The 25,314-nt window shown below is 68.3% G+C and carries 35 protein-coding genes; 8 read left to right on the forward strand and 27 right to left on the reverse strand.

What is annotated here, in order from left to right; translation table 11 throughout:
• The first annotated feature begins 115 nt into the window (after positions 1 to 115).
• The 3 genes from ABEA24_RS18445 to ABEA24_RS18455 all read left to right on the forward strand — a co-directional run bounded on the left by ABEA24_RS18445 (position 116) and on the right by ABEA24_RS18455 (position 2,523).
• Positions 116 to 835 (forward strand): DUF2786 domain-containing protein, encoded by a 720-nt coding sequence (locus ABEA24_RS18445; RefSeq protein ID WP_345432115.1) that lies wholly within the window; start codon positions 116 to 118, stop codon positions 833 to 835.
• Positions 836 to 1,207: 372 nt separating this feature from the next.
• Positions 1,208 to 2,065, forward strand: a complete 858-nt coding sequence (locus tag ABEA24_RS18450; protein WP_345432116.1) for a DUF7168 domain-containing protein — start codon at positions 1,208 to 1,210, stop codon at positions 2,063 to 2,065.
• A gap of 170 nt (positions 2,066 to 2,235) precedes the next feature.
• Positions 2,236 to 2,523: a hypothetical protein gene (locus ABEA24_RS18455; RefSeq protein ID WP_345432117.1), complete on the forward strand. Its 288-nt coding sequence runs from the start codon at positions 2,236 to 2,238 to the stop codon at positions 2,521 to 2,523.
• Positions 2,524 to 2,529: 6 nt separating this feature from the next.
• Here the strand turns inward: ABEA24_RS18455 and ABEA24_RS18460 are convergent, their stop codons facing one another.
• From ABEA24_RS18460 to ABEA24_RS18470, 3 genes are all read right to left on the reverse strand, one after another.
• Complete coding sequence (locus ABEA24_RS18460; protein WP_345432118.1) at positions 2,530 to 3,255, reverse strand: ParB N-terminal domain-containing protein; 726 nt, start codon at positions 3,253 to 3,255, stop codon at positions 2,530 to 2,532.
• A 214-nt stretch (positions 3,256 to 3,469) separates the two neighbouring features.
• Positions 3,470 to 3,796 carry a hypothetical protein gene (locus tag ABEA24_RS18465; RefSeq protein WP_345432119.1) on the reverse strand — a complete coding sequence of 109 codons (327 nt, stop codon included), beginning with the start codon at positions 3,794 to 3,796 and terminating at the stop codon, positions 3,470 to 3,472.
• Between the two features lie 32 nt (positions 3,797 to 3,828).
• Positions 3,829 to 4,125, reverse strand: a complete 297-nt coding sequence (locus ABEA24_RS18470; protein ID WP_345432120.1) for a hypothetical protein — start codon at positions 4,123 to 4,125, stop codon at positions 3,829 to 3,831.
• Between the two features lie 182 nt (positions 4,126 to 4,307).
• Between ABEA24_RS18470 and ABEA24_RS18475 the strand changes: the two genes are divergently transcribed.
• The 3 genes from ABEA24_RS18475 (at position 4,308) to ABEA24_RS18485 (ending at position 7,693) form a co-directional block, all read left to right on the forward strand.
• Positions 4,308 to 4,688: a hypothetical protein gene (locus ABEA24_RS18475; protein ID WP_345432121.1), complete on the forward strand. Its 381-nt coding sequence runs from the start codon at positions 4,308 to 4,310 to the stop codon at positions 4,686 to 4,688.
• Positions 4,689 to 4,850: 162 nt separating this feature from the next.
• On the forward strand, positions 4,851 to 5,264 hold the full coding sequence (locus ABEA24_RS18480) for a helix-turn-helix transcriptional regulator (RefSeq protein WP_345432122.1): 414 nt from the start codon (positions 4,851 to 4,853) through the stop codon (positions 5,262 to 5,264).
• Between the two features lie 149 nt (positions 5,265 to 5,413).
• Positions 5,414 to 7,693: an NACHT domain-containing protein gene (locus ABEA24_RS18485; protein WP_345432123.1), complete on the forward strand. Its 2,280-nt coding sequence runs from the start codon at positions 5,414 to 5,416 to the stop codon at positions 7,691 to 7,693.
• Between the two features lie 61 nt (positions 7,694 to 7,754).
• Here ABEA24_RS18485 and ABEA24_RS18490 read toward each other — a convergent pair whose 3' ends face one another.
• Complete coding sequence (locus ABEA24_RS18490; protein ID WP_345432124.1) at positions 7,755 to 8,057, reverse strand: hypothetical protein; 303 nt, start codon at positions 8,055 to 8,057, stop codon at positions 7,755 to 7,757.
• Positions 8,058 to 8,235: 178 nt separating this feature from the next.
• Here ABEA24_RS18490 and ABEA24_RS18495 point away from each other — a divergent pair, with 178 nt between their 5' ends.
• Both ABEA24_RS18495 and ABEA24_RS18500 read left to right on the forward strand, forming a co-directional pair.
• Entirely contained in the window at positions 8,236 to 8,589 is a 354-nt protein-coding gene (locus ABEA24_RS18495) for a DUF6011 domain-containing protein (protein ID WP_345432125.1), read from the forward strand.
• A 252-nt stretch (positions 8,590 to 8,841) separates the two neighbouring features.
• The gene (locus ABEA24_RS18500) at positions 8,842 to 11,370 is read left to right on the forward strand and encodes a DEAD/DEAH box helicase (protein WP_345432126.1); all 2,529 of its coding nucleotides are present in this window, start codon (positions 8,842 to 8,844) and stop codon (positions 11,368 to 11,370) included.
• A gap of 68 nt (positions 11,371 to 11,438) precedes the next feature.
• Here ABEA24_RS18500 and ABEA24_RS18505 read toward each other — a convergent pair whose 3' ends face one another.
• The 23 genes from ABEA24_RS18505 to ABEA24_RS18615 all read right to left on the reverse strand — a co-directional run bounded on the left by ABEA24_RS18505 (position 11,439) and on the right by ABEA24_RS18615 (position 25,272).
• The gene (locus ABEA24_RS18505; RefSeq protein WP_345432127.1) at positions 11,439 to 11,705 is read right to left on the reverse strand and encodes a hypothetical protein; all 267 of its coding nucleotides are present in this window, start codon (positions 11,703 to 11,705) and stop codon (positions 11,439 to 11,441) included.
• Entirely contained in the window at positions 11,702 to 12,592 is an 891-nt protein-coding gene (locus ABEA24_RS18510; protein ID WP_345432128.1) for a hypothetical protein, read from the reverse strand. Before ABEA24_RS18510 ends, ABEA24_RS18505 begins: the two co-directional genes overlap by 4 nt.
• A gap of 198 nt (positions 12,593 to 12,790) precedes the next feature.
• Positions 12,791 to 12,988: a hypothetical protein gene (locus tag ABEA24_RS18515; protein WP_345432129.1), complete on the reverse strand. Its 198-nt coding sequence runs from the start codon at positions 12,986 to 12,988 to the stop codon at positions 12,791 to 12,793.
• Entirely contained in the window at positions 12,981 to 13,235 is a 255-nt protein-coding gene (locus ABEA24_RS18520; protein ID WP_345432130.1) for a hypothetical protein, read from the reverse strand. The genes ABEA24_RS18515 and ABEA24_RS18520 overlap by 8 nt, the downstream gene beginning before the upstream one ends.
• Entirely contained in the window at positions 13,228 to 14,001 is a 774-nt protein-coding gene (locus ABEA24_RS18525; protein ID WP_345432131.1) for a hypothetical protein, read from the reverse strand. Before ABEA24_RS18525 ends, ABEA24_RS18520 begins: the two co-directional genes overlap by 8 nt.
• A 135-nt stretch (positions 14,002 to 14,136) precedes the next feature.
• Positions 14,137 to 14,889 carry a hypothetical protein gene (locus ABEA24_RS18530; protein ID WP_345432132.1) on the reverse strand — a complete coding sequence of 251 codons (753 nt, stop codon included), beginning with the start codon at positions 14,887 to 14,889 and terminating at the stop codon, positions 14,137 to 14,139.
• The gene (locus ABEA24_RS18535) at positions 14,886 to 15,386 is read right to left on the reverse strand and encodes a hypothetical protein (protein ID WP_345432133.1); all 501 of its coding nucleotides are present in this window, start codon (positions 15,384 to 15,386) and stop codon (positions 14,886 to 14,888) included. The genes ABEA24_RS18530 and ABEA24_RS18535 overlap by 4 nt, the downstream gene beginning before the upstream one ends.
• 47 nt (positions 15,387 to 15,433) lie before the next feature.
• Positions 15,434 to 15,739: a hypothetical protein gene (locus tag ABEA24_RS18540; protein ID WP_345432134.1), complete on the reverse strand. Its 306-nt coding sequence runs from the start codon at positions 15,737 to 15,739 to the stop codon at positions 15,434 to 15,436.
• Positions 15,740 to 15,768: 29 nt separating this feature from the next.
• Positions 15,769 to 17,052 (reverse strand): N-6 DNA methylase, encoded by a 1,284-nt coding sequence (locus tag ABEA24_RS18545; protein ID WP_345432135.1) that lies wholly within the window; start codon positions 17,050 to 17,052, stop codon positions 15,769 to 15,771.
• Positions 17,049 to 17,528: an ArdC-like ssDNA-binding domain-containing protein gene (locus ABEA24_RS18550; RefSeq protein ID WP_345432136.1), complete on the reverse strand. Its 480-nt coding sequence runs from the start codon at positions 17,526 to 17,528 to the stop codon at positions 17,049 to 17,051. The genes ABEA24_RS18545 and ABEA24_RS18550 overlap by 4 nt, the downstream gene beginning before the upstream one ends.
• 190 nt (positions 17,529 to 17,718) lie before the next feature.
• Complete coding sequence (locus ABEA24_RS18555; protein WP_345432137.1) at positions 17,719 to 18,012, reverse strand: hypothetical protein; 294 nt, start codon at positions 18,010 to 18,012, stop codon at positions 17,719 to 17,721.
• Positions 18,009 to 18,926, reverse strand: coding sequence for a hypothetical protein (locus ABEA24_RS18560; protein ID WP_345432138.1), 918 nt, complete (start codon positions 18,924 to 18,926; stop codon positions 18,009 to 18,011). The genes ABEA24_RS18555 and ABEA24_RS18560 overlap by 4 nt, the downstream gene beginning before the upstream one ends.
• A gap of 133 nt (positions 18,927 to 19,059) precedes the next feature.
• Complete coding sequence (locus ABEA24_RS18565; RefSeq protein WP_345432139.1) at positions 19,060 to 19,224, reverse strand: hypothetical protein; 165 nt, start codon at positions 19,222 to 19,224, stop codon at positions 19,060 to 19,062.
• A gap of 38 nt (positions 19,225 to 19,262) precedes the next feature.
• Positions 19,263 to 19,463: a hypothetical protein gene (locus tag ABEA24_RS18570; RefSeq protein ID WP_345432140.1), complete on the reverse strand. Its 201-nt coding sequence runs from the start codon at positions 19,461 to 19,463 to the stop codon at positions 19,263 to 19,265.
• Positions 19,460 to 19,711: a hypothetical protein gene (locus ABEA24_RS18575; RefSeq protein WP_345432141.1), complete on the reverse strand. Its 252-nt coding sequence runs from the start codon at positions 19,709 to 19,711 to the stop codon at positions 19,460 to 19,462. The genes ABEA24_RS18570 and ABEA24_RS18575 overlap by 4 nt, the downstream gene beginning before the upstream one ends.
• 123 nt (positions 19,712 to 19,834) lie before the next feature.
• A complete protein-coding gene (locus tag ABEA24_RS18580) occupies positions 19,835 to 20,347 on the reverse strand; it encodes an AAA family ATPase (protein ID WP_345432142.1) in 513 nt (170 codons plus the stop codon).
• Positions 20,348 to 20,390: 43 nt separating this feature from the next.
• Positions 20,391 to 20,606, reverse strand: a complete 216-nt coding sequence (locus tag ABEA24_RS18585; protein ID WP_345432143.1) for a hypothetical protein — start codon at positions 20,604 to 20,606, stop codon at positions 20,391 to 20,393.
• A complete protein-coding gene (locus ABEA24_RS18590) occupies positions 20,603 to 20,857 on the reverse strand; it encodes a hypothetical protein (protein WP_345432144.1) in 255 nt (84 codons plus the stop codon). Before ABEA24_RS18590 ends, ABEA24_RS18585 begins: the two co-directional genes overlap by 4 nt.
• Positions 20,854 to 21,297, reverse strand: coding sequence for a hypothetical protein (locus ABEA24_RS18595; protein WP_345432145.1), 444 nt, complete (start codon positions 21,295 to 21,297; stop codon positions 20,854 to 20,856). The genes ABEA24_RS18590 and ABEA24_RS18595 overlap by 4 nt, the downstream gene beginning before the upstream one ends.
• Entirely contained in the window at positions 21,294 to 21,851 is a 558-nt protein-coding gene (locus ABEA24_RS18600) for an HNH endonuclease (protein WP_345432146.1), read from the reverse strand. The genes ABEA24_RS18595 and ABEA24_RS18600 overlap by 4 nt, the downstream gene beginning before the upstream one ends.
• A complete protein-coding gene (locus ABEA24_RS18605) occupies positions 21,848 to 23,302 on the reverse strand; it encodes a UvrD-helicase domain-containing protein (protein WP_345432147.1) in 1,455 nt (484 codons plus the stop codon). Before ABEA24_RS18605 ends, ABEA24_RS18600 begins: the two co-directional genes overlap by 4 nt.
• A gap of 126 nt (positions 23,303 to 23,428) precedes the next feature.
• Positions 23,429 to 24,043, reverse strand: coding sequence for a hypothetical protein (locus ABEA24_RS18610; protein WP_345432148.1), 615 nt, complete (start codon positions 24,041 to 24,043; stop codon positions 23,429 to 23,431).
• A complete protein-coding gene (locus ABEA24_RS18615; protein ID WP_345432149.1) occupies positions 24,040 to 25,272 on the reverse strand; it encodes a hypothetical protein in 1,233 nt (410 codons plus the stop codon). The genes ABEA24_RS18610 and ABEA24_RS18615 overlap by 4 nt, the downstream gene beginning before the upstream one ends.
• Positions 25,273 to 25,314: the final 42 nt, after the last annotated feature.

Consider the following 25,314-nt stretch of genomic DNA (forward strand, 5'->3'; position numbering starts at 1 on the left):
GTCGGCCCAGTTCAGGGGCGAATTTGAGAACCTTGTCCACCTTGGGTGGACAGGTGATCAAGCCCGCCCTAACCTTGTCTACGTAAGGCAGACAAGGACGAGAGAGGGGTCGACAATGACCGACGTCAACGAATCGAAGCTGGCACAGATCCGGACGCTGCTGGCGAAGGCCGAGTCCACGGAGTTCCCCGACGAGGCCGAGGCGCTCACCGCGAAGGCGGCCGAGCTAATGGCCAAGTACGGGATCGAGCAGGCGATGTTCGCCGACAGCAAGCCGGGCACCGACGAGGTGATCAACAAGACGGTGACCATCGAGCAGCCGTGGGCACGGGAGAAGGCGCTCCTGCTGAACGGGATCGCGTTGGCGATGCGCTGCAAGGTCATCCAGTTGACGGGCTCGTCGCCGCTGACGCTGCACGTCTTCGGCTTCGCTTCGGACTTCGAGCGTGTCGAGCTGCTGTACACCTCGCTCCTGCTGCAGCTCGCCAACGCGATGCCGAAGCAGGGCGAGGCACCCGGCAGCGGCGCGCAGGCGCGGTCGTACCGGCGCGCTTTCGCCCTCGGCTTCGGCACGCGGGTGGCGGCACGCGTGGAGGAGGCCGAGAACCGCGCGAAGCGGGAGGCTGCCACGACGTACGCAGGGCGGGCCGAACTGGTCCTAGCTGACCGAACGGCGCTCGTCCAGCGGGCGTTCGAGGATGAGCACCCGAAGGCCCGGAAAGGTCGGAAGCTGACGGCGCGAGTCGACGGATACTACGCGGGTCAGGCCGCTGGCGATCGAGCGAACATCGGCGGGACAGGCGTCGGCGACGTATCACGGAAGCCGCTGAGCTGACATTTCCGTAACGCAGTGACCCCGGCCGTGCGGCCGGGGTCACTGTGCGTTCCGCGGAGAAGGCAAGCGTGAGCGGCCAGCATCACCGCTGACCGATCGCGCCGCACCGAGTGGGACCCCGTCGCAGGTGGCGAGCCGGGCGGGGTTCCTACTGGACTGCAAGCCTGCCTTATCTTCGGCATGCAGGGCAAGCACAGGTTCAGCCCCGGCGCGCCCTCGCATCCGCCCAGCTCGCAGCGCTTTTCTGCACGGCTGACGGCACCGGCCGGAAATCCACCAAAAAACCTTGTCTACATCAGGTGGACATCTCAGGCGGCCCGCCATAACCTTGTCTACATAAGGAAGACAAGGAAACGAACGAAGGAGCTGGACATGACCACCACCGCCGCGACCCTCCTGGAGAAGGCCCAGAAGCTTCTGGCGCAGGCCGAGGACACCGGCATCGAGCGGGCCGAGGCCGCGGCGTTCGCTGACAAGGCCGCCACCTACCTCGCCGCCTACGGCGTGAAGTCCCTCACCTCGAAGGAGGCCCGCGAGATGGACGACGTCCTGGTCAACCTGTCCAACCCCTGGGGCCGAGAGAAGGCCGAGCTGATCGTCGGTGTCGCGACCGCCATGCGCTGCGAGGCCTACAAGCTCTCCAGCCGGGGACAGGTCCGGGTCCGCCTGTTCGGCATCGACGCCGATGTCGAGCGGGCCCAGATGATGGCCGACACGCTGCTGAAGCAGCTGGGCGAGGTCATTCCGAAGCGCGGCGAGGCGGAGGGCGAGCGCGGGACTGCTCGGGCGCACCGCCTGCGGGTCATCGGGGAGTTCACCGAGGCCGCGCTGGAGATGGTCACCGTCGCTGAGCGGGTGGCCGTCGGCGAGAACAGCAAGGCTCTGCGGGCGGTCCTGGCCAAGCACAAGGACGCGGTCGACGCCGCGTTCACGAAGGCCCACCCGAAGGACTCCAAGAAGCTGGGTCGCGAGGACACCTCGAAGCGTCAGCGGCGCGCGGAGAAGTCGCCGGTTGCGGGCACCGCGCTGGTCCCGGTGTGGCAGCCGGTCGCGCGGGAGGACGCCGAGAAGGGCAGCACCGTGACGGTGAAGTCCAAGGACGGCAGCCGGGTCACCGGCGCGCTGGTCGGCTGGGGGCCGAAGGTCGTCCGGGTGCGCGATGAGGAGGGCAAGCTCGTCTCGGTGACCGCGAAGGACCTGGCCGGGGTCTACCGGTCCACCCAGGAGTGAAAGTCCAGCTCATGGGACGCCCCCACCAGTCGGTGGGGGTTTTTCCCATGCCCGGACTGGAAGTGCCCGCATCACCAGCGCGAGGATACGAAGGAAGGATGGACTGGCAGATGCTGCCGATCCGAACTAACCTTGTCCCTATCAGGCGGACAAGGACGAGGAGTAGGACCATGCCCGGCAAGGACGACCCGCTGCTCGACATGGCGGCCAGCGCGAAGAAGCTGGAGGTCGAGTACGTCACCATGCGGAAGTACTGGTACCGGCTGAAGAAGAACGTCGAGGCCGGGGCACGGAAGCCGGGCGACATCCCCTGGCCGGACGAGATGATCGGCCGTTCGCCCGCCTGGCGCGAGTCGACATGGGACAAGTGGCTGCCGACCCGTCCGGGCCCTGGCGCGGGTGGCGGTCCCAAGCCGAAGGCCATCGCAGGAGGCAAGGGCAAGTCCCGCAAGAGCTGACCGCCATCAGCCGGCCGGGTGCTCCTCAAGGTACTGACGCGCGATAGCCACCAGCGCCGCCGCGGAGGTCTCCAGCCCGTTGAGTCCCTGCGCCAGCTTGAGCGCAGCCTTGACGACGTCCCGGTCCTCGGGGCTGATCGTCCAGGCCACCTGCACGTAGTCTCCGACGCCGCCTGCGGCCGGCTCCTCGTCGGCCGCAGCGTCATCTTCGGCCCCGGCCGCGCCGTCGGCCGCTTGGCCGTCGGCCGCCGAGTCGCCTCCGGCCGCCTCACCGCCTCCGATGTAGTCGTCGAGGAAGCCCGAGGCCTGCTGTCCGAGCATCCCCGTGCGCCGCAGAAGGTCGTCCAGGTCGTCGTTGTCGTAGCCCGTCCCGGCGAGGTCCCCGGACTCCGCGAGGATGTCCGACAGCAGGCCCGCCAACTCGGGTTCGTTCCAGGAGGCGAGCTTCCCAATCCGGTTGTCGGCGACGAGGATCTTACGGGCCTGCTCGTCAGTGACGTCGACGACGATGGCGGGCAGCTCGGCGAGGCCCGCCGCGGCCGCAGCCCGGAAGCGGTGGTTGCCGGCGAGGACATAGCCGGTCGACTTCTGCATGATGACCGCGCCGTAGAAGTCGTTCTCCTCGATCGACTCGCTGATCGCGCCGACGTCGCCCTCATTCGGGTTCTCCGGGTGCTGTTTCAGGCCGTCGAGCGGGACGACCTCGTACGCCTGAGAGGCGATCTGAGCCACGGCTCTCCTCCGCGAGGGTTCTCATACGGGCCGGGGAATCCCGGCCGTGCTGGGCTTCTCGGCTGTCGCGCCGACGACCGTGCGGGGACCCGGCCTCCCGCGACTCCCCATTCACGGGAGGCCAGGTCGAGGGCAGCTGCGGGCGAGGGGCCGCGCTGTCGCGCGCACCCGTGACCTGCCGCGAGTCAGGCCGGGCGCGCGTCGTGGTGGGCCGTCACAGGACCCTGGAGGTTCGTTTGAAGGATCCGCTCGTGCGCACCGCGGCGTCGTGCGCTTGCTTCTCCGCGGCGGCCACGTCTGCGCGCCGGTACAGCGGCCGGCGTTGGGGGCTGCCGGGGACGGGATCGAGGTAGCCCTTGCGGCGCCAGCCGGAGATGGTCGACGGAGCGACTTCCATCTCGTCGGCGGCTTGCTTGGTGGTCCAGTAGTCCTCGCCATCCGGGCCGACCATGGCGATCACCCCCTGGACATGCGAATGCCCTCGGCCGGGAACCGGTCCGAGGGCATAGTTGTGCTCGTTGGCGATCAGTTTGCACCGCACGTCGCGGCGGTGTCAAAGCTGACTGGCGAGGTTCAGCAGGAGACCTCCGGGATGTCGCCCTCCACGCGGAGTTCCTTCCATGCCTGCTCGACGGTGTCCCACCGGCCGAGCGGAGCGTGGCTCGGGGTGTGGGCGTCAACGTCACGGGTGTCTGGGTAGAGCTTTCGGTGCTCGGGCATCCAGTCGTGCATGTGCAGCTCGACGCGGAGACGGCGCATGCGGCCGTCCACATCGGAGCCCCACGCTCGGTAGACGTGCGCGTGGTAGCCGTCGGCTTCCTTCAGGCACTCTCCGGTGGCGGTGTGGTCGCTGTTCCAGTCGTTCGCCATGTCCTGCCCTTCACGCCATTTCCTTGACTGCCTTACGTAGACCAGGTTACGGCACGGACGACACAGAATCCACTCGGCACCGATGTTGCAAATACGCGTCCAATGCTGTAATTTAGAGCTCGTTGGGCGAGAGGAACCTCCCGCCCGGCACGTCGATTGACAACTCAACAGAGGAGGTCCACGTGGCCGAAACGCACGACGAGCGGCGCAGACGACTCCGCTACCAGCTGATTCAGCTGCATGTGCAGATGGCGAAGGTCCTGGCCGGGCTTCTGGAGCCGATTGCGATCCCCGCGATCAAGCGGAAGGGACTCTTCACCCAGCAGGTCCTCGATGACTTGGAGTTCGCGTACGTCGCCGTCAACGCCCAGGAGTTGGACGAGCAGATCCAACTCCACCTCGGCGAGATGATCATGGACTGGAGGGCAGCTGCCGACTACCTGAACGACGAGAAGCGCCGGGCGAGCACCATCAACCTGGACTTCGCTTCCCTGCAGGCCACCCGCGTCTTGACGACGGTCCACATCGTCCGCGAGATGCTGTACGGATCACCGGACGACTGATCCCTCACGCCCGCCCCCGGCACCCAGCCGGGGGCGGCCAGCGTTACCGGACCACCTCTCGCGAATGCGCACCTTGAGCGCAGAAACAGGTCGGCGGGGTCCGCCCAAAGGCGGGCCCCACCGACCCCGTCGATTGACCCCTCAACAGGAAGGATCGAGACCATGATAATCCGGCCTGGAATCATCCGGCCCGAGATCCAGGAGCGCTACGGCCACGGTCGTTCCGAGCGGACGATCGAGAACTGGACGAAGCATCCGGACTGGCCTGCACCGGTCGGGCGTCGCGGTCGATGGCACGAGTACCCGCTCGAGGCCGTAGAGGCGTGGATCGCCAAGCATGCGCCCACCGAGGAGTCGACACCGGCCGGGAAACCGACCGATCTGCTGACCGTCCAGGAGATCGCGGCACACTCCGGCCGGGGTGAGAGCACTATCCGCGGCTACATCTCGCGCGGACGGTGGCCCGCGGCGGACAAAGAGGAGAACGGCGTAAAGCTGTGGTTCCGATCGACGGTGGACAGAGCGCTCGCAGGGTTGCGCCCGTACCGGCCTCGCGAGGGCCGCTCCAGCGAGTGAACTGCAATCGTGGAGACACGGAGTCGCAGGAGTAGCCGACGACACCGCCCCCGGCGACCCCGGGGGCGGTGCTCCTCTCTGTAAGGCCACGACGTCCGTTTGTGGTCGTTTCCCGCGCCGTGCAGGTAAGCGGCGACAAGATGGCAGGCATGAGGGGCGGCAAGGGCTGGTGGCCGTGGTGGGTGGCCGTTGCGGTGGCAGCCGGGATGCTGGTTCTGGTCGGGGTGACGTTCGCCCCGTTGGGTGGCAAAGACGGGTTGCAGAACGCGGCGAATCGCGCGCAGCTGACCGGGGGGTTGCTGATCGCTGCCGCGATCCCCACCATCGCCGTGGCGGGCTGGGCCCGGCGACGATCACGCGAGCTCCGCGCAGCCGCCGGACCCACCGTCGACACACTGATCCGCGCCAAGGATCTGCTGGCCGGCCTGGTGGCCGAACAGTGGCAGAACGAGGCGCGGATGCGGTCTTTGGATGATCCCGATCCGATCCCGGTGCGGTGGCGTACCCCCGCACCGAACTCACGCGCCGCCGCGGTGAGGGACCATCCGGCCAACATCGAACCGGGCGGCGTGCCCGCGATGGACCAGGGCTGGACGGTCTCCAGCGCCGACATCGACGCACTCGCCGACCGATTCCGCCGCACCCGCCGACGCCGCCTGGTGATCCTGGGCGGGCCAGGGACCGGCAAGACCACCCTGGCCATGCAACTCCTGCTGCACCTGCTGGCCACCCGAACCCCCGACGAACCGATCCCGGTACTGCTGCCGGCCGCCGACTGGGACACCGACCAGCATGCTCGGCTGCAGGACTGGGTCACCGAGCGGCTCCTGCGCGACTACCCCGCACTGCGCGCGCCCGGGCTCGGCGTCGACGTCGGACGGGCGCTGGCCGCGCGCGGGCACATCCTGCCGGTCCTGGACGGCCTGGACGAACTTCCCTCCGCCGCCCAGACCAAGACAGTCAGCGCACTGAACCACTCCCTGGGCGGCGAGGACCAGCTCATCCTCACGAGCCGCACCACCGAATTCATCAACGCGGTGACCACGACCGGGGACGTGATCACCTCCGCCGCCGTGCTGCAACCACTCCTGCTGGCCCCTGCGGCCGCCGCCGACTACCTCACCCGCTGCCTACCGCCCGACCCCGGGCCGCGATGGCGGGGCATCCTGACCGACCTACGCAACGCGTCCCCGACCGGTTCACCGGGGGAGGGCGTGGCGGCGCTGGCCGACGTCGCCGCCACACCGCTGGGATTGTGGCTGCTACGCACCGTCTACGTCGCGCCAGGCGCCGACCCCGCCGCCTTGGCCGACCACGCTCGTTTTCCCACCCCTGCCGCGCTGCGAGCGCACCTTTTCGACCAGCTCATCCCCGCAGTCATCGCCACCCGCGAGCCTCGTAAGAACTCCGCCGAGATGTTCCGGCCACGCCGCCATCACGACCCCGCCCAGGTGCGGCGCTGGCTGGGTTACCTGGCCCACCACCTCACTGGCCAGCCCACACCAGACAGTAAGGGAAACCGCGACTTCGCCTGGTGGCGGCTGGCCGCCACCACCAACGCCATCACCTGGACCACCCAACTCACCATCACGATCCTTACCATCGTCATACTCGACCTCGCGCTCGGGCTCAACGGCTTGCTCGCGGTCAGGCACAACGGCTGGTTCGAGGTCGCGCTCTGGCTCGTGATCGGGCTCGCGATCGGGCTCGCGGCCGGGCACGAGGCACGGATTTGGGGGCAGGGCCACCCCGGGTATGCCGACCTACGCATCCGCCAACGCTGGACCGAACTCGTGCACAAGATCGCGCGCCAGGTCGCGATCGGGCTCGCGATGGGGCAGGTGATCGGGTACGTGATCGGGCTCGCGCTCGGGCTCCTGGGCTGGGGCTGGCTCGTACACCTGGTCGCGGGGGGGCTCGCGCTCGGGCGCGTGGGCAGGTTCGTGGCCGGGTTCGCGTTCGGGCTCGCGGCCGGGCTCGCGTTCGGGCTCGGGTACGGGCTCATGGCCGGGCTCACAGCGTGGGCGGAGACGCCAGCGCAGGTCTCCCACGCCACCACACCAATGGGCAGCTGGCGCGCCGACCGGACCTTGAATCTGCTTCGCGTCAGCACTTACGGGCTCGTGGGCGGGCTCCCGCTCGGGCTCATGTTCGGGCTTAAGGGCGGGCTCGCGGGCGTGCCCGTGCTCATGGTCGGGCTCGTGCTCGGGCTCGTGGCCGGGCTCCTGTTCGGGGACCATCGCTCCTGGCTGGCGTATCTGGTCGCCACCTGGCGGCTGGCACGGGCCGGGCTTCTACCCCGTCGGCTGATGCCGTTCCTGGACGACTGCCACCGCCTCGGACTGCTTCGCGCGGTCGGCCCCGTCTATCAGTTCCGCCACGCCGAACTCCAAGACCACCTGGCCGCCACCTACCGGTCAACGACCTGACGGAGTAGGCCCTCTGAGCGGGGGCGGCATCGATCAAGCGTGTCGTCTCCGGAGGGTGATCTCAGAACAGTGGTTTTGTCAGTCTGAACTCCTTCAGTATCAGCTCGTCGTTGTCGGTCCGGCCGACTTCGGCGCTGAGGACCTGGCCGGGGAGCTCGTTCTCGGGCAGGGCCTCGCCGACGTCCCAGAGGTCCTGGACGATCGTGGCGCACGGGACCTTGACGGGGTCAACGACGCCGGGCACGTTGACCCAGGCGACGGCGTCAGGCTGGTTGCCGACGGTGATCCCGACGCGGACGTCGATTCGCGCGCCGTCCTCCGGCGTTTCCTCGGCAGGCCGTCCGTTGTTCGGGGCCTCGCTCATCGGTTCCTCCAGCCAGCTGTTCGTACCGGTCTTGGGTGCCGGTCCTTCGATTCTGGCAGGCGCTGGGAGTGCGCTGGACGGTCGCGACAGGCGAGCTTGTACGGACATGTTGACGGGCTCTTTTTCCGGCTTTAACCTTGTCTACGTAAGGCAGTCAAGGAAGCAAGGGAAGGTCGACATGGACACGGCCACCAGATGCCGTAAATGCGGCCGTCCTCTCCGGAACGCCAAGAGCATCGCTCGCGGCTACGGCCCGACCTGCAAAGCCCGCATCGTCGCTGCGGCCAAGACGACCGACCTCAGCGACTACACGCCCGCCCAGATCGACCGGGCGATCGAGGTCATCGAGATGGACGCTGCGATCCCCACGGGCCGCCCGAACGTCCTACGGATCGTCAGCGGGGACGGGTCGACGAGCTACCTGACTACCGACCAGGCGTGCAACTGCCCGGCCGGGCTGCGCCAGCGGCGCTGCTACCACCGAGCCACGGCCACCATCTTGAACGCCGCCCGCGCCGACCGGGCCGCCTGACAAAACGGTAGTGCGCCGAGCCTCAGGCGGGTGATCCATACGGCCGAGGCCGCTTTTGGGCATTAGCCAATGCTCGTTCGCTCGCTAACGATGCCCGCACTGGCGCCCTGATGAGCACCGGTGAGCGGGTGAGAACCAGCGCCAAAAAAAGGGGGCGCGGTCGCCACGCTCATCCCCCGAGCTGCGCGAAATAACCTGCGAGCGGGACACCCCTTCCCATAGGCTCATTGCCTTGGCGAAAGGGGCGTTCTGGTGGCGTTGGACTGGAACAGGATCGGCTCGTCCACCCCGCAGCAGCTCGTGCGGCCGCGCGACATCTTCGCGGCGCTGCCGAACAAGCCGTGGTCGTATCTGCGCCAGGAGCAGGGCGAGGCGTTAGAGGGCTGGTTCGCCCGCAAAGATGACCGCGACGTGGTGATCAAGCAGAACACCGGTGGCGGCAAGACGGTGGTGGGCCTGCTGATCGCGCAGAGCACCATCAACGAGGGAGTCGGGAAGGCGGTCTACCTCGCGCCGGACACCTACCTGGCGGCGCGGGTGCGTGAAGAGGCCGCGCGGCTGGGGCTCGCGACCGCGCAGCGCCATGACGACCCCAGCTTCCTTGCCGAGCGTGCCATCCTGGTCACCACCTTTGAGAAGCTGATCAATGGCCAGTCGTTGTTCGGCGTGGTCGGCGGCCGGCATGCCCCGATCGATCTCGGCGTCGTGGTAGTCGACGATGCCCACGCCGCACTCGCGAGGACCGAGGGCCAGTTCCGGCTCACTATCCCTTTCGGCCACGACGCGTTCATAGAGCTGTTCGATCTGTTCGCCGACGATCTGCTCCAGCAGAACCGCAAGGCGTGCCTGGACATTTCCCACGGCGACGTCACCGCCGTGGTGCGGGTGCCGTTCTGGGCGTGGGCTGACAAGCAGAACGAGGTCTGGGACATCCTGCACCCGTACGCGGCCGCGCGGGACGATGCGTTCAAGTTCGCGTGGCCGCTAATTGCCGACTGCCTGCGCCTGTGCACCGTGATGGTCAGCTGCCGCGGCATCCAAATCCAGCCGCCATGCCCGCCGATCGACAAGATCCCCTCGTTCGTTGGTGCCCGCCGGCGGGTCTACCTGACCGCGACGCTGTCCGACGACAGCGTGCTGGTCACCAACCTCAAGGCCGACCCGAAGAATTTGGAGAACGTCGTCACTCCGGGCAGCGCGGCCGACCTCGGCGACCGCCTGGTGCTCGCGCCGGTCCAGCACAACCCGAACCTCAGCGACGACGCCGTGCGGCAACTGGCAAAGCAGTTCTCCCTTGGCGATCGCAACGGCGACGGCCAACCAAAAGCCCGCCCGGTCAACGTCGTGGTGCTCGTGCCCAGCACCGCCCAGGCCAACAAATGGCGGCGCCTGGCCGACCGCATCCACTATGTCAACGACCTCGAACGCGGGGTCGCCGAGCTGCGCGCCGGCCACGTCGGCCTGGTGGTGCTGGTCAACAAGTACGACGGGATCGACCTCCCCGGCGAGGCGTGCGAGCTGCTGGTCATCGACGGGATCCCACGGCCCCTAACCAACGCGGAACAACGGGAGGCCGCCGCGCTGACCGACAGCCCGACTCACCGCGCCCGTGACGTGCAACGCATCGAACAGGGCATGGGCCGCGGAGTCCGCGACGTCAACGATCACTGCGCGGTGCTCCTGCTTGGCGCCGGGCTAGCCAGGGCCGTGCACGACCGGGCATGGCTGGACCTGTTCTCCCCGGCCACGCGCGCGCAGCTCGGGCTCAGCCTCGACGTCGCCCTGCAGGTTGCCGGCGCGGGCCTCGACGGCATCCGGACCGCGCTGACGGTCTGCCTGAACCGCGACCCGCAGTGGGTGCAGCGCAGCAAGTTCAAGCTCGCCTCGGTCCTCTACAACGACACCGGCGCGGTGCGGCCGGAAGCGGTGGCCGCCCGCGAGGCGTTCGACCTCGCCGTCGCTGGACAGACCAGCCAGGCCGCGGACCGGCTGCAAAAGGCAATCAACGGCCTCACCGATCCCGCGTTGCGCGGATGGGTCCGCGAGCAGAAGGCCGGCTACCTGCACTTCACCGACGCCGCCCTCGCACAGCAGCAGCTCGGCGCCGCCATCCGCGAGAACGCGATGGTGCTGCACCCGGCCGTCGGCGTGGACGTCCGCAAGCTCCGGCCCGCCGCGGTCCAGGCCCGCGCGGCCGCCGAGTACCTCGGCGCGACCTACGCCGACGGCACCTCGCTCGTGCTCGGGCTGCGGGTCGTGCTCGACGACGTCGTCTGGGACAACGACCTCACCGACCAGTCCGAAGCCGCCTGGGAGAAGCTTGGACAGCACCTCGGGTTCGACAGCATGCGTCCCGAGCGGCTCTACGGCACTGGACCAGACAACCTGTGGACGCTCAGCGCCACCCGGCATGCGGTGTTCGAGCTCAAGACCGGCGTCGAGCTCGATTGCGAGGGCATCGCGAAGAAAGACGCCGACCAGCTCCGCGGCAGCGTGCAGTGGAACGCGGAGAAGAACCCAGAGGCGACCAACGTGCCGGTCATGCTGCACCCGGTCGACGTGCTCGACACGAAGGCGATCGCGGTGCCGGACATGCGGGTCATCACGCCTGCCAAGCTGACGGAGTTGAAGACGGCGGTCGAGGACTTCGCGACGGCCTTGGCACAAGGAATAACGCTGTGGGCCGACGAACAGGCCGTCGCGCAGCAGCTGACGTTCCATCGCTTGACCGGTGACCGGATCATCCCCGCATACTCGGTGCCGGTACGCCGACCGAAGTGAACTGCCCTTGAGTCCAGGCTCACCGATTGGACAGCGCCATCGTCACCAGAGCAGCCTCATAAGCCGTCTCAAGCAGGCGGGCCGCCGACCGAATCCAGGCCGCCGTCGGCCATGGTCTGGAGACCGAAGTCCGCGGCGTTACGGACGGCCGAGACCGTCAGCGGCTGGCCGTCTGCGTCGACGAACGTCCCGTAGAACTCGACCACGCCGGCCTGCGGGATCCGGTAGCCGAACTCGGTCGGGGCCATGTCGCCTTGGGGTGGCCGCAGGTCCTGGTCGTCGAGCCAAGCGTTCAGCCAGTCCTGCGGAGTGATGAGCTGCGGCGCGTCGGTCATGCGGTCTTCCTCCGGAGCTGGTCCCATTCCCGGACTTGACGCAGGAGTGTCTGGTAGCGGTCTTGGGTGTAGGCGGCTCGGCAGCTGGTGCATTCGGCGTCGTCGTCGAGTCCCATAAAGCCGTCGCGCTGGCGTACGGTCTTCCGTTGCCCGCAGTTCCAGCAGGCGACCGGGAGGTCCCGGTGCTTGGGGGTCCAGCCGAGCAGTCCGCGGATCCAGGCGTGGAGGCTGATGACCTCCAGGCCCGCGTCGGCCCCGGAGAGGTCCCGGATGACGCGGACGTACCCGGCGATGGGGTGGACCCAGCCGAGCGTGCCGGGCGGGAGGGCGGTGATGTCCTTCAGCCCGAGGTCCCGGTTCATCGGCTGGACGGGGAGGGCCAGGAGGGCGTCGAGGTGGCCGGACAGTAGCTTCACCGCGCGGTCGAGGGCGACGCCGGCGCGCTGGCGTCGGGATGCCTGGGTGTCCACCCGGGACCGGTCGACGAGGTCCTGGACGCGTTCCTGCCACGAGGCGAGGACGTCGACAGTCTTGCGCATCATGGCGTCGACGCCGAGGTTCGGCGGCACCGACGGCGATCGGCTCCCGGACACCGGCTCGCCGCCGGGGCTGCCCTTCTCTCCGAGCTTGCGGGCCAGCTCGACGTAGCCGCGCGGGAACCAGTTCAGGCATAGGGCGATGACCGTACGGTCGGTCTCGCAGAACTGTCGGGGACCGGCGGCCGGGGCGCCGGTCGCATCCCGCTCGGCGCACCGTTCCGCGCGGGCGCACGGGTTGGCGTCGGAGTCGTCGTGGTGGCCGGACCAGAAGCCGTCGTCGGCGTCCGGGTCCGAGTGCGGCCCGTACGACAGCCGGGTCACGCTGCCGTACGGCGTTCCGTTCCGCATGGTCGCTCCCCCTTCGGGCGAGCCGACGAGCGTCGGGGGCGTCCTCGCGGCCATCAGTCCTGTGACCGCGAGGAGCCGGTGAGGCCTCGGTCGACTCGGTGACATCCGCCGAGAAGTCGGCGGTTGACGTCGAACGCCCGCTCGAGGTGCGGGAGCACCTGGGCGTGGATGGCCTCGGCCTCACAGGAGGGGGCTGTGTTACTGATCGTAGCGATCATCGGTGTGGCGCTGGGCTCGGAGCCGCGCGATGAGTTCGCGCGGTGCGCCCCGTCTGCGGAGCAGCTTCGTTCCAGGTGTGCCGAGCGAGGAGCCGTCGACCAACTCATGGACGTCGACCTCGCCGGGCGGTTCGTCCCTCTGGGGCTCGTGACGCTCGGGTACGGGTGCCTCAGCCATGGCGATGTCCGCCAATGAAGGTGTAGGGCATGGGCACGCCGACGGCATGACCGACGGTGGCGATCGCGGATCCGGCCAGGAGCATGAGGAGGACAGCGCTGCCGCCGAGGATGCAGCCGGCGCTTTCGGCCTCGGCCTCGTCCTCGTCGGCGGTTTGGTAGGTGAAGAGCATCCGCAGCAGCCAGATGGCAGTGCCGATGAGCATGAGGGCGACCGCCAGGAGGAAGATCAGGAAGGCGTCACGCATCGGTGCCGGGCCTTTCGTGGTTGGTGGTGAGCATGGCGCGGACTTGGTCCTCGGGTTCGCCGAGCAGGGCGGCCATGACGGTGATGTAGTGAGGGCAGGGCCATACCACGGCGTCGCCGCTGTCGTCGGAGTCGACCCGGCAGACGAAGGCGATCGGGTGGGCGAGGCAGACCCAGCCGTACTCGTCCTGCTTGTGGTGCATGGCCCAGTCCGGGTTGTCGGGGTCGTGGCCGCAGAACGCCGGGCGGCCGGTGACCGGCGCGCCGGAGCGGTAGACCGGTGTCGGCTCGTGGTCGGCGACGCTGGCGCGTACGGCGGCGAGGAGGCGCGTGGTGCCCTGCTCGTAGCGCAGGTGGGTGAAGTCCTGTTCGATCTGGGCGAGCCGTGTCTCGACGTCGACCGGGCCGTCCAGGGCGCCCGCTGTGATCTCGCGGCGGTCGATCGCCTCGGCCCACGCCAGCGCGGCCGCGGCGAGGTGGATGACCTCGGTTCGGAGCTTGGCCGGGTCGGTCTCGGCGGAGGCGGCGGCGAGTTCCGTGCGGAGGATCTGGTGCCAGGTGAGTTCGCCGGATGCGGCGGCTCGCGCGCGGTCCTTGCTTGTGAGCATGGCGACCCTCTGCTGGTGCGGGTACGAGCAGGTGCCGTCGGGAAGGTCCTGGCCATACTGGTCGGCCAGGCGGGCGCGTTCGGCCCGGATCTCCAACTCGATCGCAGTCACCGCGGCGATGCCGGACGACTCGGGGTCGGGGACGGTGCCGGTGCTCATTCGGACGTTTTCCTCTCCATGCCTCGCCACTCGATCTCGTTCTCGTACCGCTCGGGTTGGTCGGGGGATGCCGCGCACAGGGTTTGGTCTGCGGTGGTGGTCATGTCTGTCTCGTGGTTGCTGTCGGGCCGATGATCAGAACGGGGGCTCGTCGGCGTACGGGCCGTCTTCGGCGTCCCAGCCGATACGGGGCGGGGCCACTTCGGGCAGGTCCGCGAGCCAGGCGGTCGGGCAGGGCCAGAACCAGTCGACGCAGACCGCGCAAACGAACTCGACGAGGGGACCCATGTCCGGGTCGCTGGAGGCGGCCATGACGGGCATGGGGGTGTGTCGTAGGGCGAGTGCCGTGGACATCCGTGTCTCCGGTTCTTCGGGGCTCTGGACGGCTTCCTGGGCTGCTTGATCGGGTTCGAGGTGGGCGAGGACCTTGGCGCGACGGAGGACCCAGCCCGCGCAGAGGTCGGCCGGGCTGCCGTCGGCCTTGTACGGCACCCCGTCGTGGATGGGCGGGTCGTAGTCGCCGGGATGGCCGGGAACCTCGACTCCGGCCGGGTGGCGGCGGACCAGGACACGGCGGATCCCGGTGTGGCAGTAGAACGGCTGGCCGATCTCGACGAGGTCGTCGAGGAAGTCGGCGTCCCCGGCGTATCCGGCCTCGCCGCTGCGTTCGGGGCTGTGCGGCCGGTATGCGCAGTCACCGCATAGCCGGATCGGCGAGGGCGGCCGGGGCAGGCCGGGCCGGAGTGGCTGCTGGGGCTGGTCGTGGACGATTTCCCAGCAGGTGCAGCGGGTCGGGCCGTACATGGCCGCGCCCATGCAGCACGCGCCCTGGCCGACGTCGGGGAGGTCGACCGGTCCTACGGGGCCGCAGACTGCGCTGGTCGTCACGGCGTGATCTCGATCGAGCGGAGGGGCACGCCCCTGTCGATCTGGCTGTTCAGCTCGCGGTGCCGCTGGACGGCGAGTGTGTCGCGGCGGCACAGGGCGAGGCGGGCATCGTTCGAGAGGATTTCCCAGCAGCGCGTGCACACGTACAGGCCGGGTTGGCTCGGCCCCTTGCAACTGCGGCACTTGGCGCTGGGCGGGCGGCGGTTCTCGCTGGTGCCGCCGGTCGTGGGGTAAGTCACGATCGTTGTCCTTGGTGGGATGTCGTCGGGGACGCCGAGGGCGTCGGCGAGGAGTCGCCTGTTCGCCGCGGCGTCCTCGAAAGTGATCGCGGCCCACCGCGGTGTGGGCCGGGTCGGTGCTCGCTCCGTCTCAAGCCGCCGCACCAGTTCGCCATGGCGGCACACGCCGCATGGCTTCTCCCGGTTGAGCTCGTGCATGACTATGCCGAGGTGCGAGCCGCATTCGTCCCGGTAGACGGTGGGACTCTTGCGCTTCATCGACAGCCTCGGCATTCGCTCGGACTGGTGGTTCTGAGGGCGACGTGTCAGGCCGGGTCGAACCGCACTCCGGGGAAGTACAGGACCGGCTCGGCGTCCTGTCCGGCGTCGAGGCGGGCGGCCTTGGCGAGTTTCAGGGCGGCGGACGGGCCGATGACTGTGGTGGCCGTGGCCATGAGTGGGTAGGCGTCCTCGGCGCGGGGAAGGGTGATGCCGACGCAGGGGCCGCCGTGTCCGTCGAGCGGCGAATACTCGGGGATGACCCTGTCGCGGTCGTCGTCTAGGAACGGGTCGTCGATGTCGGCGAGAAACAACATGGCGTCGAGCAGGTCGGGGTTGACGGACCTGATCACGAGGCATCCTTTCGGCGGGTCCGGGCTGGTCATGCGTCGCCGGCCGCGCGCTTGGCGTCGACGGCGACGTCGAGGAGGTGGGCGGCGCGCAGGAGGGCGGCGATGCCGCTGGCCTCGCCGAGCATGTTGTCGCGGTGCCCGATGACTGCTTTGCGGCGTTCGATCTCCTTGCGGGGGCCTTCGGGGTCGGCGAGGGTGTCGCCGCAGTGGACGAGGACGCGGGGGCCGAGGTCCCAGACGATGGAGTTGACTGCGCAGCAGGCGGCGGCGATCGGGTCCAGGTCTGTCATGGACCAGGTGAAGCCGTGCGGGCTGTGGCCCTTGCTCCGGATGTGCTGGGCAGCGGCGCGGATCAGGCCGCCGGTTCCCGCTGCGGGCTCGTCGATCCACCCGCCAGGCTTGGTGATGTCGTCCAGCATTTGGGAAACCATGTCGCCGAGCAGGAGGGCGGCCATCGCTTCACTGATCGCAGCGGGTGTGAGGAACTGCCCGAGGCCTTCGCGTGCGCTCTTGGAGCGCATCACGGTGACGACGTAGCCGAGCAGGTCGTCCTGGGAGCGCCACCACGGGTCCGGGTCGCCGGTGATCTCAAGCAGTCCCTTGTCGAGGGCCGCTTTGGTGACGGCCTTCACGGCGATGACGGTCTGCTGGTTCCGGTCGTCGTTCTCGTCCAGCTCTTCGAGCCAGTCGTGGATGGGGCGGGCGCACTCGACCAGGTACGGCTGGCTCACCCACTGGATGCCCCAGACCTCGCGGTACCAACGGATCAGCTCTGGGCCGTCCTTGGCGAGGATCTGCGCTTCCAGGCTGGGGCCGTCCGGGTCGTCTTCCTCGATGAGTGTGAGGGCGGCGACGCAGCCGATCGGGATGTCGATCCGGCCGCTGCCGTAGTGGCCATGCCAGGCGGTGTCGACGGCTTCGGCGATCTTGAAGCAGGTTTCGCGGTGGGTGGTGAGCCGGTTAAGGCGGCGGGCCGCGCGAGCCCTGCGGGGTCGCGTGGCCGACCGGGTGGCGGCGGGGGCCGGAGCCTCGGGTTCGGCAAGCCGTTCGGCGGGCTCCTGCTCGTCGAGTTGCGGGTCGGAGGCCTCGGGCTCAAGGGCTTCCGCGGCGGCCGGCACCGGGTCGACCGGCGCCGGGGCCTCGGACGCGGCGGGTTCTGCACCCTGGGGAGCGGTCTCTAGGGCCTTGCTGACGCCCGCGAGCAGGTTCCGTAGTGCGGACGTAGAGGTCTTCCGGACGGGGTCAGGCGTTGCCTCTCCGGCGAACAGATCGAGCTGGTTCTCCGGTGCGCCCCTGGGCCGGCGAGGGCTCACTCCTCGGCCGCCGTTCGTTCGCTGTGCTTGTCCTCGAGGATCGTCGTCAACATGTCGGTGACCTCGGAGGCCTCCGGGCGGGGGGCGGGCTGGACGGCTGGAAGGGCTGCGGGCTGCGCCTGGTCGTCGGCTGGTGAGGTGTCGGCGATGTCGTAGACGTAGGTGACCTTGACGCCCCAGATCTCCCGTTCGTCTTTCTTCTGCGGCTCGTCCTTTCCCTTCGGGCCGCCCTCTTCCTTGTCGGCCTTGCGCGTCAGGGGTGCGACGATCGCGATCCCGCATCCCTTCCCGCCGCTGATCCTCCGGCCGTAGTCGTCGCTCCAGGTCGACTTGGCGGCGACATGCGTGGCAGTCGGTCGCTGGATCCAGATGAGGAATCGGTTTCGAAGGGAGTACTTCTCGCCGAGCATCGCGGCGAAGTGGGTGAAGTGCTCGGTCTCCTCGGGACTCATCATGGCCGCCTTGAGTTCAGCCATGACGGCAAGGCTGGCCGTGGTGAAGCGAGGCTCCGTGCGACGCTTTTTTCGGGTCTTTTTGCGAGTCTTCGTGGGAGGCATTTGCGCCTTTCAGAGGGGCGACTATCGAATCCTTGACTACCTTTCGTAGGCAACGTTATGGATCCATGAAATCCTTTGTCAACCTGATGTATACAAGATTCTCGGCCCGTTACGACCCCGGCCGTTGGTCGCCGTCGGACTTCTTGCGTGCGTACCACCACTGCTTTTCCAGCTCTGCATGGAAGGCCTTGCGCGTCGCCTCCGATGCGGGCTCCCCCGAGACCCCGGCAGTCCACTCGGGCTTGCGGGCACGAGTGGGCCGCCACCCATAGCCGCGCAGCACCGTGATGAACTCCAGCGAGAAGACCTCGTCCGGGACATCCGGATCCCGGTTCTTGAGCCGCCACACCAGGGCGTCGACGGCCTTCCGAGTCTCCGCGCTGATGTCGATCTCGCTGCTCATGAAGCCCTCTCAACGACGGAAGGATGACAACGCGGGCAGCGCCCCAGGTCGTTGCCATCCCGGTCCTCCACGTGCCGGAACGGGTTGCAGTCCGGGCATTTGTCGGGCACGACCGCGAGCTTGAGCTTGGTCCGCCACCAGGGCCCGTTGTTCGCCAGCCGGCCGGGGGCCACGGTTTCGGGATCTCGCGCGACGGCGAGCATGGCGGCCGGGATCCACGACGCCGGCCGTTCAAGCACCCGAGCGTCTTTCAGCGCTCGCCGGATCGATGCGGCGGTCCAGTCCGGCCGGAGTTCGCGTACGGCCGTGATGAGCGCGGCGATGTCCAGCACTTCCGCCGCAGGTGCGCCCCGCCCGGCATGGTCGTCGTCGGTCGGCCATGGCTCGTCATCGTCCGTCGGCCCGGGAGGTAGCGGCGGGGTCTCCTGGTCGGCGGGCGGCGGTCCTTCGCGGTCGGCGGAGTAGCCCCCATCCGAGCGGGATGGAGGCCGGGAGCGTTCGCAGTACGGACAGCCCGCTTTCACGATGCCGCGGTCGACGTGCCATCGGCGATGATTGCCTCTCGCGCCGCCCGTGGCCTTGTCCGCGACCGACGCACGGACTTCGGCCTTGGTCTTGTTCCGCTTGATGAAACCGGGAACGAGATAGCCGCCGTCCACGCGCCGAATGAGCCCGACCTCGACGAGCCGCCCGGCGTCACGTTCGCCGTTCTCCGGGGTGTCGGGGTAAACCAGGATCCCAAGCTCTTCGTCGGGCACGAAGCCGTCGGTGAGATCTTTCTTGCAATACAGAAGCATCTGCGTGTAGAGATCACGGCAAGCGCGCGAATCGGCACCGAAGCGGATTAGTCGCCGCACTTTCCGGTTAGACGGGAAGTTCACCGAAAGGAAAAGGTGGATTTCGCCGCTTGCCATTTCAGTCTTTGATCCTTCTCCAGTTGGTCTTGCGAGTAGGGGTCAACCGCAGCTAAGCGACATGCAATCTTGTCCGCATTACGTAGGTCACGTTATAGATGGGAATGATCTTGTCAATACGTCCGGACAGCGTCTATCCGGCGTCGGCGAACAGGTCGAGCTGCTGAATCGCCGGGGGCCGGGGCGTACGGCCGACCGCCCGACAGTACGGCGGGCAGGTCGCGAAGTGCTCCTCCCGGCAGTTGCCGTCCCACATGCACACCCGGTGCTCGCAGTAGGACACGGGGACGATCCGCAAAGGGTCGCCGTCCGTACCGCATTCGGCGCAACGGGCCATTACTGGCCCTCGCCGCCCTCGGCGGCGGCCCGGACCAGCTGGAGGTCGGCAAGGTCGACCACCTGGAGCCGCCGGGGCGAGTGCCATTCGATGTGCAGCTTGCCCCGGTGGTCGACGTTGCCGGTGAAGACTGTGCCGTGCTTGTTGGGCGTGACCTTGCGGGCGACGATGTCGCCCTTTTGCGGGTTCTCGTACTTCAACGGGGAGTCTCCTGAACTGTGGTGGTGAGCGCGAACAGCGAGCGCTGTCCGCCGTCCTCGCAGCTCGTCCTCGCGTGGTCCCAGACCTGGATCGTGTGTTCCATCGACTGGCGGTCCTCCCTGTGGCACGCGTACCAGCGGCAGCGCTGACAGACCGACCAGATGAACGTGGCGGTGTCCTTTGGTCTCGACGGCGGGTACGGACCTATCCAGGTCTTGATGTGGCTGGTGTCAGGAACGTGGCTCATGAGTGCGTTCTTCAGGTCGGTTGTCGGTAGCGGAATGACGGGCGCCCAGCGGGATTCCGGGCGCCCGCGTTGGGGCGTCCACCCGCGCGCCCTCCCCCTGGTCCACGCGGGTGAACGGGCTCATCAGGTGGTGGGACTCGGCACGCTCAGTCCTCTGTCTTGTTCGGGATGCCGGTCGGCCTGGGCGAAATCGGCCGGTGATGGCAACGGCCCGTCGGGAGCGTTCTGCAGTTGGTGGTAGAGCTTCCAGATGATGGGCGCGCCGACCGGCCGCTCCCGTTCGGCGTCACGCCTCAAGCACTCCTCGACGGGCACGTGCGTGAAGTCGTGGACCTCCCAGCCGACGCCCGATCGGAAGGCGATCCTGGCCAAGTCGCGGAGGCCGACGTGGGTGATGTTGCTGTCGTCCGAGATGACGTCGAAGCCCTTGCGGAGCATGGTGATGATCGAGATGTTCCGGACGGCGACGATCTGCGGCTCGGTGACCTTCGGGATGTACCGGCCGTCGTGCATCATCTGCCGCAGGTCGTCACGGTTGATCCGCGCGCGGTGCTCTGGGTTCTGAGCGACCCACTCCTTGGCCGCCTGGGTCTTGCCCGAACCGGGAAGGCCCCGCATGACGTGCAACGTCGCCATCAGAGGTCCGCCCCCGTGGTGGTCTGGGTGTCGTTTGTGCTGCTCATGAATGGGTTCCCTGGGAAGGGTCGTAGCGACGGACGGGGATCCACCGCGGTGATGCGCGGCGGCGTTCCGCACGCCATAGGTCGAGGTAGCTGTGGCCGGTCAGGACCCGGATGTGGCCGGCGGCGTAGAAGGTGATGGCTGTCGAGCCGCAGAACACGGCGGCGACGGCGATGGCCAAGCGACGCAGTCGGCGGTGGGTGGCGGGCCTCATCCGCGCCACCTCGTTCGCAGGCCGTGCGCCTTCAGGAAGGCCCGCCATTCGGGGTCGCTGATGTGCTTGTCCGGGTCGGTGACTGCGATGCAGACGATCAGCGCTGTGCCGGTCGGGTCGGCGGCCGGGTGTCGTGGGACACGCGCCTCTTGCCGGTGCTTGCTGCGGCAGAGGAGGAGTGCTGTCACGATCCACGCAGCAGCGACCATCGCGACGAGGACGACGGCGAAGCAGGCGACCACCTTGATCATCGGCTCGGCCCCGAGGTGGCGACGACGGTCACGAGCGTGCCGAGGGCCAGGATGACCATCGTCAGGATCAGGATCCAGGCGGGGACTGGGACGATCGGAATGAGGATGAGGAGGACGATCTCTGTGGCGATCGCGTAGCTGGTGAGGCGTCCGCGGCCCCACCTCGTGATGCGATCCTCGGTCGCGTCAAGGAGGGCGACGACGGGGCTGTAGCGGCGGCGGCTCATGGCTGCCTCGCAGCGGGTGCAGCCGTGCCGATGGGGGGCTTCACGAAGGTTCTCCAGTCTGGTCTCGCGGTGGTGTTGATGGTCGATGGGTCGGTCCTCGCCGAGCTGATCGCAGCGGTTGACGGGGACCGCGAGGGCGGCGATGCCGTCGCGGGACTTCACAAGGAAGGCGACGGGAATGCCGTCGGGAGTCGTGTGGGTGTCGGAGGTCATTCCGTGTCACCACCTGTCGGGGTCACCGGTTGCACGGCGCAGTCGGGAAGGAGGAGCACCCGGCCGTAGATGGCGTGGGTGACGGGTACGGCTGTCGGGTCCTGGGAGTCCCACAGCCAGAACCCGGCCTCGTGCATGTCGGGGTGGCGGCGCTCGCACGCCAGGTGACAGCCCGGCGATGTGGCTGACACGCAGAGGGTGATGAGGTTGACCGGCGAGTTCGCCAGGGGATCCGAGGTGCCGCCCATGCCGCGCGCGTTGCGGTGCTGGAGGCTGTACCACCGGCCGCGGATCGCGGTTCCGCAGGACGCGCAGCGGTGGCCGTCGCGCTCGAGGATGAGCGCCCGGATCTTGTCGGCCGGCCCGGTGCCGGTGGCCTTGCCTCCGACGAGGTGCCACAGCCCACGCGGGCATTCCTCGGCGCGGGTCGGGACCTTGCTCCGGGTGTTCCGGGTCTTGATCCGGTCCAGCGCCCGAAGCGCGGCGGCCTCGTCTGGGTAGGACTTCGTTCCGCAGCCGCGCTTCGGGCGTAGGCGGTTCCCTTGGGAGATCATCGGACGGCAAGCCCCAGGCGCTCGTCGATGTACTCCAGGGGGCCTCGGTCCAGGGTGAGCTTGGCGCGGGTGACCGCGACGTAGGAGAGCATCGCCTCCTCGTCGGAGACGTTGCTGGGCGAGCCGTCCTTGTTGGGCTTGGGCTCCCCGAAGTCCGAGGCGATTTGGACGCTGTTCCACTCGCGGCCCTTGGCCTTGTGGGCGGTGGAGATGATGAGCGCGGCGTACCGCTCGTCGGTGAGTTGGTCGACGGCCTCGATGACCTTCTCTGCGCCGACCTCGTCGATCAGCTTGACCATGCCGGCGAGGTCTTCGGCGTCGGGGTCCTGCTCGACGTAGTCCTGGACCTGACCCCAGGAGGTGAAAGCGAATAGCTCGGGATGGTCACAGCCGATACCGGCCTTCAGGCTGGTCGCGGCCTCTGCCAGCTTGCTGAGTCGTGCGCCGCCGCCGACGAGCGCGACCCTGATGTTCTGGCGCAGGGCAGCCATCGCCTGTGTGAGAGCCTGGGCGTTCGTACGGCACAGGATCGCGTCGGGGTAGTCGATGGGCTCGACGGCCGAGTTGATGCGCTCGAAGCCGGTCAGCCGCAGGTCCGCGCCGAGGAAGGTCAGCCATTTGTTGGCCTCTTCGGCGACGGCCTCGCCGAAGCGGAATGACTGGCTGAGCTGCAGCCGCTTGCCCTTGAAGTTGGCCATAGCGTCGATCGCGCCGTTCCAGCCGTAGATGGCCTGATTCCGGTCGCCGACCATGATCCGCTGGGCGTGGTCCTGGCTCTCGACGATGGAGGCGATTACGGGGTTGGCGTCCTGGGCTTCGTCCAGCAGGACGTAGTCGACGGGCAGCCGCGGCTTCGAGAGCTCCCAGATCTTGAGGTAGTGGCGGTGCTCGAAGCGGAGCCGACCGTCCCGGCGGGTCAGGTCCTCCCACGCCCTGCGAGCGAGGGGAACCAGCGCGGCCTGGAGCACCCGCATGTCGCCGTCGGAGTCCAGGCCCGGCTTGCGCGGGACCTGCTTGCCGGTGATCTCGGTGGCGTTGGAGTTGCAGAACTTCTTGACCATCTCGTTGACGAGGTAGACCTGCTGGGTCGGGCTGAGGATCTTGTCGCCGACCGCGAGCGGTTCGTTGATGCGCAGGATCCGTGCCGCGGCCCTCGCCGGGACGCGGCCGCGGTCCAACCGGTGCCTGTACTGGCGGCCGACGGCACGCATGGCCAGGCCGTGCGCGGTGGAGCACAGCACGTTGGAGGGGAAGTCGACCTTGGCGTCGTCCGCGATGGCGCGGTTGTAGGCGATGTAGGTGCCCTTCCGCCCCGGCGTGGCCGTCGCGAGCATCTTCAGCGTGGTGGTCTTGCCGGTCCCGGCGCCCGCCTCGATGACCAGGTCCTGTCCGGTCCGGTAGGAGGCGACGATCTCGGCCTGTTCGGGGGTAGGGGTCCTGCGTGCGCTCACTGGATGCGTCCTTCCATGCCAAACCTTGTCCGCTTTATGTGGACAAGGTTACAGACCGGACGGACCTTGTCAACACGTCCGAACAGCGTTTGTCTGCACAGGTCAGCGCCCCCACCCCCGGCCATGTCAGGCCCCTTCGGGGCCGGACGGCGAGAGCGACGACAGGAGCTTGGTGACGCCCGTCAGGTCCGGCGAGAGCGCACCGGACTGCAGAGCGTCCAGCACGTTCGCCGACCCGTTCTTCGCGACGAGCGTCAGCGCGAACGCACCGGTCGGCTTGCCCTGCACGAACTCGGCGATCTTCCTGGCCTCGCCGGTCAGCGGGTCGACGACGTCGCCCTTGTTCTTGGACGCCTCGGCGAGTTTGAGCTGCCGCCATGCCGGCCTTACCCGACGTGTGACCGCCTCGGGCCGGTTCTCCCGGAACCACGCCAGGACCTCTGGGTCGGTCAGCGCGGCCGAGTCGATGACCTCCTCGACTTCGCCGGGGGCGTGGCGCTCGGTCCATTCCAGGAGCGCAGCCTCGTCGACCGTGACCGTGGTTGGACCGGCCTTGATGCTCACCGTGGCGACCGCCGTGCCGTCGGGGAGGGCGACCTCCGCGCTCTTCACGCCGGTCGTCTGGCGGATGCCCCGGTAGATCTCCTCGGCCTCGGCGCGGGTGTCTGCGTTCTCCGCGTCGATGGCTTCCTTGAGCGCCTTGAGGATGGCAAGGCGCTGCCCCACAGTGATGGCGCTCATGCCGCTCCCGCCTCGGTCTCGTCCGGCGACGCGAGCTTGGAGACATACAGCTCCAGCACCCTGAGCGCCTCGACGGCCTCGCCGTAAGTCAGGTCAGCTACGGAATCGACCGGGCGGCCGACGGCATCCCGGACGAACTTGAGGCGTTCGTCCGTGTCGGAGTCCATGTCGGTCTTGCCGAACAGCTCGTCCAGGCGCTCGCGCTGCTGGTCGCTCGCCGGTTCGACCGCCCGCTTCACCTGCCAGAGGCGTCGGAGCAGGTGGACCATGAGCTCGTCTTGGCCCTGTTCGTTCGGCAGGACGACCGCGCCATAGCCGTATCTCCTGGCCTCGTCCGCCAGCTCGGCGATGCGGTCGGCCGACGTCCCCGGCAGCATTGCCTCGTCGACGATCTGCTCGGGGGTCCGCTCGGGCTGCGGGTCGACCAGGTTGTTCGGCTGCGCGAGCGCGTGGTCGTACTTCAGATAGTCGAAAACCACCCAGTCCAACGTCCAGTCCTGGTCCAGCGGCTTGGGCGGATTGACGCCCGGCCGGATGCCGCCCACGACCTTCCGACAGCCGATGATCTGGGCGGGCTCATCCCGCGAGACGCGGATCCAGCAGGACGCCAGGAAACCGAGCTGGCTCTGGCCTTCGACCCGGTAGTCCTTCTTGCCTTCAATCGGCTGGCCGCTGTCGCTGAATGCCGTGACGACCTTGCCCCTGGCGATCATCACGACGATGCCGGGGAAGGTCCGGAACAGGCTCATGATCATCGCGTGCCGGTCGTTGGCGTCGTTCCAGAGGTTGTGCGAGATGACGATCTCGGCGTTCGGGTCCGCCGCGAGCTTCGCCCGGTTCGACCTTGAGCCTTTCGCGCGGTTCGCCGCCCACGCCCGCAGCAGCTCCCACTCGGCGGACATGGAGTCCACGACGAGGACGACCGGCTTCTTCCCGGCCGCCTTCGCCTCCGCGGCTTTCCGGTACACCCACTGCAGCGCACCGTAGAAGTCCATGAAGGTGCCGTCGTGCTCGACGATCTCGTAGTCAGCACCGGGGATCGCGCCGTACTCCTCAGCGGTGGTCTCGCCGAACTCGACCCAGTACGCGGTGCCGACGCGCTCGCTACCGGTGAAGAGCGCGGTTGTGAAGCTCTTCCCCGCCTTCTCCCCTCCTTCGAGCAGGATCAGCGGTGGGGCGACTTGGCCGGACGGCTTGTGCGTCCGGTACTCCTTCGTTGCGGTACTCATCGGATGCCTGTTCAGGGGTGTGGTTAGCGGGGAGGCAGAGGG

It is taken from the genome of Actinoallomurus vinaceus (assembly GCF_039542055.1).
Classification (GTDB): Bacteria; Actinomycetota; Actinomycetes; order Streptosporangiales; family Streptosporangiaceae; genus Actinoallomurus; species Actinoallomurus vinaceus.

What these genes read in the sequence shown, in the direction of transcription:
- ABEA24_RS18490 (WP_345432124.1), bottom strand. Translation starts at nt 8,057, where the DNA reads ATGAGCGAGGCCCCGAACAACGGACGGCCTGCCGAGGAAACGCCGGAG.
- ABEA24_RS18520 (WP_345432130.1), bottom strand. Translation starts at nt 13,235, where the DNA reads ATGCGTGACGCCTTCCTGATCTTCCTCCTGGCGGTCGCCCTCATGCTC.
- ABEA24_RS18515 (WP_345432129.1), bottom strand. Translation starts at nt 12,988, where the DNA reads ATGGCTGAGGCACCCGTACCCGAGCGTCACGAGCCCCAGAGGGACGAA.
- ABEA24_RS18525 (WP_345432131.1), bottom strand. Translation starts at nt 14,001, where the DNA reads ATGAGCACCGGCACCGTCCCCGACCCCGAGTCGTCCGGCATCGCCGCG.
- ABEA24_RS18480 (WP_345432122.1), top strand. Translation starts at nt 4,851, where the DNA reads ATGATAATCCGGCCTGGAATCATCCGGCCCGAGATCCAGGAGCGCTAC.
- ABEA24_RS18610 (WP_345432148.1), bottom strand. Translation starts at nt 24,043, where the DNA reads ATGAGCGCCATCACTGTGGGGCAGCGCCTTGCCATCCTCAAGGCGCTC.
- ABEA24_RS18450 (WP_345432116.1), top strand. Translation starts at nt 1,208, where the DNA reads ATGACCACCACCGCCGCGACCCTCCTGGAGAAGGCCCAGAAGCTTCTG.
- ABEA24_RS18575 (WP_345432141.1), bottom strand. Translation starts at nt 19,711, where the DNA reads ATGAGCCACGTTCCTGACACCAGCCACATCAAGACCTGGATAGGTCCG.
- ABEA24_RS18555 (WP_345432137.1), bottom strand. Translation starts at nt 18,012, where the DNA reads ATGAGCAGCGAGATCGACATCAGCGCGGAGACTCGGAAGGCCGTCGAC.
- ABEA24_RS18615 (WP_345432149.1), bottom strand. Translation starts at nt 25,272, where the DNA reads ATGAGTACCGCAACGAAGGAGTACCGGACGCACAAGCCGTCCGGCCAA.
- ABEA24_RS18485 (WP_345432123.1), top strand. Translation starts at nt 5,414, where the DNA reads ATGAGGGGCGGCAAGGGCTGGTGGCCGTGGTGGGTGGCCGTTGCGGTG.
- ABEA24_RS18585 (WP_345432143.1), bottom strand. Translation starts at nt 20,606, where the DNA reads ATGAGGCCCGCCACCCACCGCCGACTGCGTCGCTTGGCCATCGCCGTC.
- ABEA24_RS18590 (WP_345432144.1), bottom strand. Translation starts at nt 20,857, where the DNA reads ATGATCAAGGTGGTCGCCTGCTTCGCCGTCGTCCTCGTCGCGATGGTC.
- ABEA24_RS18455 (WP_345432117.1), top strand. Translation starts at nt 2,236, where the DNA reads ATGCCCGGCAAGGACGACCCGCTGCTCGACATGGCGGCCAGCGCGAAG.
- ABEA24_RS18445 (WP_345432115.1), top strand. Translation starts at nt 116, where the DNA reads ATGACCGACGTCAACGAATCGAAGCTGGCACAGATCCGGACGCTGCTG.
- ABEA24_RS18600 (WP_345432146.1), bottom strand. Translation starts at nt 21,851, where the DNA reads ATGATCTCCCAAGGGAACCGCCTACGCCCGAAGCGCGGCTGCGGAACG.
- ABEA24_RS18470 (WP_345432120.1), bottom strand. Translation starts at nt 4,125, where the DNA reads ATGGCGAACGACTGGAACAGCGACCACACCGCCACCGGAGAGTGCCTG.
- ABEA24_RS18495 (WP_345432125.1), top strand. Translation starts at nt 8,236, where the DNA reads ATGGACACGGCCACCAGATGCCGTAAATGCGGCCGTCCTCTCCGGAAC.
- ABEA24_RS18505 (WP_345432127.1), bottom strand. Translation starts at nt 11,705, where the DNA reads ATGACCGACGCGCCGCAGCTCATCACTCCGCAGGACTGGCTGAACGCT.
- ABEA24_RS18535 (WP_345432133.1), bottom strand. Translation starts at nt 15,386, where the DNA reads ATGAAGCGCAAGAGTCCCACCGTCTACCGGGACGAATGCGGCTCGCAC.
- ABEA24_RS18595 (WP_345432145.1), bottom strand. Translation starts at nt 21,297, where the DNA reads ATGACCTCCGACACCCACACGACTCCCGACGGCATTCCCGTCGCCTTC.
- ABEA24_RS18550 (WP_345432136.1), bottom strand. Translation starts at nt 17,528, where the DNA reads ATGGCTGAACTCAAGGCGGCCATGATGAGTCCCGAGGAGACCGAGCAC.
- ABEA24_RS18560 (WP_345432138.1), bottom strand. Translation starts at nt 18,926, where the DNA reads ATGGCAAGCGGCGAAATCCACCTTTTCCTTTCGGTGAACTTCCCGTCT.
- ABEA24_RS18580 (WP_345432142.1), bottom strand. Translation starts at nt 20,347, where the DNA reads ATGGCGACGTTGCACGTCATGCGGGGCCTTCCCGGTTCGGGCAAGACC.
- ABEA24_RS18510 (WP_345432128.1), bottom strand. Translation starts at nt 12,592, where the DNA reads ATGCGGAACGGAACGCCGTACGGCAGCGTGACCCGGCTGTCGTACGGG.